Origin of the sequence: Aeromonas sp. QDB20 (genome assembly GCF_027707805.1) — a bacterium.
In the GTDB taxonomy this organism is placed as follows: domain Bacteria; phylum Pseudomonadota; class Gammaproteobacteria; order Enterobacterales; family Aeromonadaceae; genus Aeromonas; species Aeromonas dhakensis.
On sequence record NZ_JAPCJC010000004.1, the window covers coordinates 372,918 to 379,243 of the forward strand.

Below are 6,326 nucleotides of genomic sequence, written 5' to 3' on the forward strand. Positions count from 1 at the left end.
GCTTTAATCTGGCATCAGCGGTTTGAGATTGAGAAAAACGATGAAACTCCAGGCATCATTGGGCCGTATCAAAGAGTACAAGTGGCTGTTGACCAAGGGCGTGGGGACGCCGCTGCTGGTACTGGCCTCCCTTGGTATGGTGGTGCTGCCCATCCCGCCACTGATGCTGGATATCCTCTTCTCCTTCAACATCGCCCTCTCCATCGTGGTGCTGCTGGTGGCGGTCTATACCCGCCGGCCGCTGGAATTTGCCGCCTTTCCGACCGTGTTGCTGATAGCCACCCTGCTACGTCTCGCCCTCAACGTCGCCTCCACCCGGGTGGTGCTGCTGGAAGGCCACAACGGCAGTGCGGCGGCTGGCCACGTGATCGAGGCCTTCGGCAACGTGGTGATCGGCGGCAACTACACGGTCGGCATCATCGTCTTCATGATCCTGATGATCATCAACTTCGTGGTGGTCACCAAGGGTGCGGGCCGGATCTCCGAGGTGAGTGCACGCTTCACCCTGGATGCCATGCCCGGCAAACAGATGGCCATCGACGCGGATCTGAACGCCGGCCTCATCAATCAGGAAGAGGCCAAGAAGCGTCGTCAGGACGTGACTCAGGAAGCCGACTTCTACGGCTCCATGGACGGTGCCTCGAAATTCGTGAAAGGGGATGCGGTGGCGGGGATCATGATCCTCTTCATCAACATCCTGGGCGGCTTCATCATCGGCATGGTGCAACATCAGCTGAGCTTCGGCGAAGCGGCCCAGATCTACACCCTGCTGGCGATAGGTGACGGTCTGGTCGCCCAGATCCCGTCGCTGCTGCTCTCCATCGCCGCCGCCATCATCGTCACCCGTCAGAATACCGATCAGGACATGGGTACCGCGGTGTTGGGTCAACTGTTCGACAACCCCAGAGCCCTCATCATCTCGGCCGGTATCCTGCTGATGATGGGCAGCGTGCCCGGCATGCCCCATCTGGCGTTTCTGAGCCTGGGTGGCGTCGCCGCTGCCGGTGCCTGGTGGCTGCTGCGCCGCGAGAAACAGCTGGCCGCCAAGGCCGCCAAGGGCGAGCTGATGCCGGCGAACGCGGAGCAGCCTCACGAGCAGAAAGACTTGAGCTGGGACGACGTGATGCCGGTGGACATCATCGGACTGGAGGTGGGCTATCAGCTTATCCCGCTGGTGGACCGCAATCAGGGCGGCGAGCTGCTCAACCGGATCAAGGGGGTGCGCAAGAAGCTCTCCCAGGAGCTGGGTTTTCTGGTGCCTGCGGTGCATATCCGTGACAACCTGGATCTCGCCCCGAACCAGTATCGCATCACCTTGATGGGGGTCAGTACCGGCGAGGCCAATGTTTACCATGATAAGGAAATGGCCATCAATCCGGGTCAGGTGTTCGGCCAGATCCAGGGGATTGCCACCCGGGACCCGGCCTTCGGACTGGAGGCGGTGTGGGTTGCCAAGGAGCAGGTCTCCCAGGCGCAGACTCTGGGTTATACCGTGGTGGATACCGCGACCGTGGTGGCCACTCACCTCAGCCAAATCCTCTCCAACCATGCCGCCCTGCTGCTGGGTCACGATGAAGTGCAGCAACTGCTCGACATGATAGGGAAGCATCAGAACAAGCTGGTGGAAGGGCTGGTTCCTGAGGTCATCTCCATGGGTAACCTGGTGAAGGTATTGCAGAATTTGCTCAATGAAGGCGTGCCAATCCGCGATATGCGCACTATCCTGCAGACCCTGGTGGAATATGCCCCGCGCAGCCAGGATCCGGAAGTGCTGACGGCCGCCTGCCGTATCGCCCTGCGGCGCCTGATCGTGCAGGAGATTGCCGGACCGGATCCCGAACTGCCGGTGATCACCTTGGCGCCTGAATTGGAACGTATATTGCATCAATCCCTGCAGGCAGGGGGTGGTGATGGTGCCGGCATCGAGCCGGGACTGGCGGAGCGGATGCAACGCTCGCTGGTGGAAGCCACACAACGACAAGAACTGGAAGGCCAGCCGGCCGTGCTTCTGACATCAGGGATACTGCGCAATACCCTGGCGAAATTTGTCAAGAATGCCATTCCTGGATTGCGCGTTCTGTCTTATCAGGAAGTGCCTGATGACAAGCAAATCCGCATCGTCAGTGCGGTAGGACAGAACTAGTTAGCGGAGATGACGGGTGAAGATTAAGCGGTTTTTTGCCAAGGACATGCGAACGGCTCTGGCCGAGGTCAAGGAGACTCTCGGGCCCGATGCCGTCATCATGTCCAATAAGAAGGTCACCGGTGGGGTGGAGATAGTCGCTGCTGTCGATTATCAGTCCCAGGTGCCGGGACCCAAGGACGCGCCGGTTCGCCGTCAGTTGAACGATGAGAGCGTCAATATCTCGTCTGCCGGCCGGCAGATGACGCGCTCCGCGCCGAGCCCGGCCAAAGAGCAGAATGAACACTATGCCGATACCCTGGCCGCCCTGCTGGCTCGCCAGCAAAAACTGAACCCGGCCGGTCAGGGGCTCAACGGCGCCGCGCCAGCAGCTGCCAGCGGTGCTCCCCGCACTCTGGCCGAACAGGGACAGTGGGGCAATGCTCCCGAACCGGCCAAGCCGAAGGCGAGGGCTGCCGCGCCCGGCCGTGCTCCCCAATCCCCTCAGCGGGATCAGGAGATGGAAGGGATGCGCAAGGAGATGGCCAGCATCCGCAAGCTGCTGGAGCACCAGATCTCCGGTCTGATGTGGCAGGAGGTGGAACGCCGCGAGCCGATGCGCGCCCTGCTCATCAAGGAGCTCAAAAAGATGGGCTTCGACGATGCCTTCGCCGATCAGCTGGCCGGCATGATCCCCGAGGATATGCCAATTCATCAAGCCATGGCCCAGCTGGCCGAGGTGCTGACGGCCCAGCTCAAGATCAGCGAAGACGAGATTCTGCGCCAGGGCGGGGCGGTTGCCCTGCTCGGGCCGACCGGGGTGGGCAAGACCACCACCATCGCCAAACTGGCGGCGCGGTTTGCCATGAAGTACGGCGCCGAGCAGGTGGCACTCATCACCACCGACAACTACCGGATCGGGGCCCATGAACAGCTGCAGACCTATGGTCGTATCATGGGCTGCCCGGTGCGCCAGGTGCGTGATGCCGAGGAGCTGGCCAATGCCCTCTATCAGTTCCGCCACCGCCGGCTAGTGCTGATCGACACGGCGGGGGTCGGGCAGCGGGATATCCGGCTGACCGAGCAGCTCGATACCCTGGTCAAGAATGCCAAGGTGCGCATCCGCAGCTACCTGGTGATGTCGGCCACCTCCCAGCGTCGAGTGATGCAGGAGGCGGTGGACCATTTCCGGCGTATTCCATTGAGCGGCTGCATACTTACCAAATTGGATGAGAGTCTGAATCTGGGCGAAGTGATTAACGTGTGTATCCAGAATGCGTTGCCCATCAGCTATATCACTGATGGACAAAGGGTTCCGGAAGATATTCAGGTCGCCAATGCGGCGCAGCTCGTCGGAGCTGCCATGGGCTCGCTGGAGCGGGAAACAGAAGAACCCTATTTCTGGGGCACAGGCTTTGGCGAGGCCGAAGATTCGGAGTTTTATGAGTAACATGTATATGGATCAGGCGAGTGGTCTGCGCAAAATGCGTCAAAACAATCGAGTAAAAGTGATCGCCGTGTCTGGTGGCAAGGGGGGCGTCGGCAAGACCAACGTAACCCTGAACGTGGCGGGAGCCATGGCCGCACAAGGCAAACGGGTGATGGTGCTGGACGCCGACCTTGGCCTCGCCAACGTGGACGTCATGCTGGGGCTGCGGGTGCATCGCAACCTCTCCCATGTATTGGCGGGCGAATGCACCATCGACGACATCATAGTCGAAGGCCCTTACGGCATGATGATAGTGCCGGCGACCTCGGGCACCCAGTCCATGGTCGAGCTCTCGCCGGTGCAACACGCCGAGCTTATCCGCGCCTTCAGCGAGATGAAGACCCAGGTCGACATCCTGCTGGTGGATACCGCGGCAGGCATCTCTGACATGGTGCTGAGTTTCACCCGCGCTGCCCAGGACATCATGGTGGTGGTCTGCGATGAACCGACCTCCATCACGGATGCCTACGCGCTCATCAAGATCCTCTCCAAGGAGCACGGGGTGTTTCGCTTCAAGGTGGTGGCCAACATGGTGCGCTCCTTGCGCGAAGGGCAGGAGCTCTACGCCAAGCTGACCCGGGTGACCGACCGCTTCCTGGATACCTCACTGGAGCTGGTTGCCTGCGTGCCTTATGACACCAATCTGCGGGCTGCCGTGCGCAAGCAGAAGCTGATTGTCGAAGCCTTCCCCAAGTCTCCGGCCGCACTGGCATTCAGAGCGCTGGCCAACAAGGCGGCAAGCTGGCCCATTCCTAACCAACCCGGCGGTCATCTCGAATTTTTCCTGGAAAATTTGCTGCAAAAGCCGGTCATAGCACAGGAAGGTTCCCGTGAATAAAGCCCAAGCGTACTTGCGTCATCAGGATTCCTACGTGCTGGTCGAGCGCCATGCTCCGCTGGTGAAGCGGATCGCCCAGCATTTGTTGGCTCGCCTGCCAAGCAGTGTCTTGCTGGATGACCTGATCCAGGCAGGTATGATTGGGCTGCTCGAAGCCTCTCGCAACTTTGATGGCAGCAAGGGGGCCAGTTTTGAAACCTACGCCGGGATCCGCATCCGCGGCTCCATGCTGGACGAGATCCGGCGCGGTGACTGGGTGCCGCGCTCGGTGCACCGCAACAGCCGCACCATAGCCGAAGCCATCGAAAATGTTGAACAAACCCACGGTCGTGATGCTCGCGACACCGAAGTGGCCGCCCAGATGGGGGTCAGCCTCGCCGAGTATCACACCATGCTGCAGGATGTGTCCTGCGGCAAGATCATCGGCATCGAGGATCTTGGTGTCAGCGAGGACGTCATCGGTCACCCCGATGACGAGTCGGGCAGCAACGGCTTTGATGAACTGGCGGCCGAACGTTTCCAGGGGGCACTGGCCGAACACATTGCCCGCCTGCCGGAACGGGAAGCGCTGGTGCTCTCCCTTTACTACGATGAAGAACTGAACTTGCGTGAAATAGGCGAGGTATTGAACGTCAGCGAGTCTCGCGTGAGCCAGATACACAGTCAGGCGATGCACAGATTACGCGCGCGTTTAAGAGATTGGCATGTATAAGTGTTTGTACTGGCTACACTGAAACAAAACTCTAAGGCATAATCCGCAAAACAAAACCTGCGATCTGCATCATGTAAGTGAGCCGCTCTGGCGGCTATTTAGGAGGGAATTTTGGACAAGAACATGAAAATCCTCATTGTTGACGATTTTTCAACGATGCGCCGGATTATCAAGAACTTGCTGCGTGACTTGGGATTCAACAACACCCACGAAGCAGACGATGGCAACACGGCCTTGCCAATGTTGAAAAATGGCGATTTTCAATTTGTCGTGACCGACTGGAACATGCCCGGCATGCAAGGCATCGACTTGCTCAAGGCTATTCGCGTCGATGACAAGCTCAAACACCTGCCGGTACTGATGGTGACTGCTGAAGCCAAGCGCGAGCAGATCATTGAAGCCGCTCAGGCCGGCGTCAATGGTTATATCGTCAAGCCTTTCACTGCTGCAACGCTCAAAGAGAAACTCGACAAAATCTTTGAACGAATCGGCTAAGGAGCAGCAGGGATGAAGGCCAAAACGAGTGCAATGATTTCGCTCGATCAGGCAAGGATGCTTGTTGCCCATCTTGAGCAAGGTGAATTCGAACAGGCCGACACTCTCATCGCCGATGCGTGTGCACCCAATGCGGCGGCCCTGTTTGACAAAGTGGGTCAGTTGACCCGACAACTGCATGATTCCCTACAAGATTTTCGGCTGGATCCCAGGATCCCCGATCTGGCCACCCATGAAATTCCCGATGCGCGGGAGCGCCTCAGCTATGTCATCGACATGACGGACAAGGCTGCCAATCGCACCATGGATGCGGTGGAAGCCAGTCTGCCCATTGCCGATCGGTTAAATGACAACATTCAACTCGTTCTGCCCAACTGGAATGCCCTGATGAGCAGAGACATGAGTGTTGGGCAATTCAAGTCTTTGTGTCACCAACTGGATGATTTTATTAAGGCTTCTGAATCTGATGCCGATAAATTACGGCAACTGCTGACAGAAATCCTGATGGCGCAAGATTTTCAGGATTTGACCGGCCAAATGATCCGCAAGGTCATCAAGTTGGTCCAGGAAGTTGAAACTAAATTAATAGAAATGCGCGAATTCAACTTCGAAGTGCGACACTCGCCTATGCCGCCTGACGGTACTCTTCGAATACCTTGACAGGCTGCCT

5 protein-coding genes and 1 pseudogene are annotated in these 6,326 nt (G+C 58.4%); all 6 read left to right on the forward strand.

Annotated elements, in window-relative coordinates:
• Window positions 1-40 precede the first annotated feature (40 nt).
• Entirely contained in the window at window positions 41-2,143 is a 2,103-nt protein-coding gene (gene flhA / locus PG897_RS07390) for a flagellar biosynthesis protein FlhA (protein WP_005298806.1), read from the forward strand.
• A 16-nt stretch (window positions 2,144-2,159) separates the two neighbouring features.
• On the forward strand, window positions 2,160-3,572 hold the full coding sequence (flhF, locus tag PG897_RS07395; protein ID WP_005298808.1) for a flagellar biosynthesis protein FlhF: 1,413 nt from the start codon (window positions 2,160-2,162) through the stop codon (window positions 3,570-3,572).
• Between the two features lies 1 nt (window position 3,573).
• On the forward strand, window positions 3,574-4,449 hold the full coding sequence (locus PG897_RS07400) for a MinD/ParA family protein (RefSeq protein ID WP_010634619.1): 876 nt from the start codon (window positions 3,574-3,576) through the stop codon (window positions 4,447-4,449).
• On the forward strand, window positions 4,442-5,161 hold the full coding sequence (locus PG897_RS07405) for an RNA polymerase sigma factor FliA (protein WP_117405197.1): 720 nt from the start codon (window positions 4,442-4,444) through the stop codon (window positions 5,159-5,161). Before PG897_RS07400 ends, PG897_RS07405 begins: the two co-directional genes overlap by 8 nt.
• Window positions 5,162-5,284: 123 nt before the next feature.
• A complete protein-coding gene (cheY, locus tag PG897_RS07410; protein ID WP_005298814.1) occupies window positions 5,285-5,656 on the forward strand; it encodes a chemotaxis response regulator CheY in 372 nt (123 codons plus the stop codon).
• A 12-nt stretch (window positions 5,657-5,668) separates the two neighbouring features.
• A pseudogene (locus PG897_RS07415) lies at window positions 5,669-6,250 on the forward strand (protein phosphatase CheZ); the annotation flags it as partial.
• Between the last annotated feature and the right edge of the window lie 76 nt (window positions 6,251-6,326).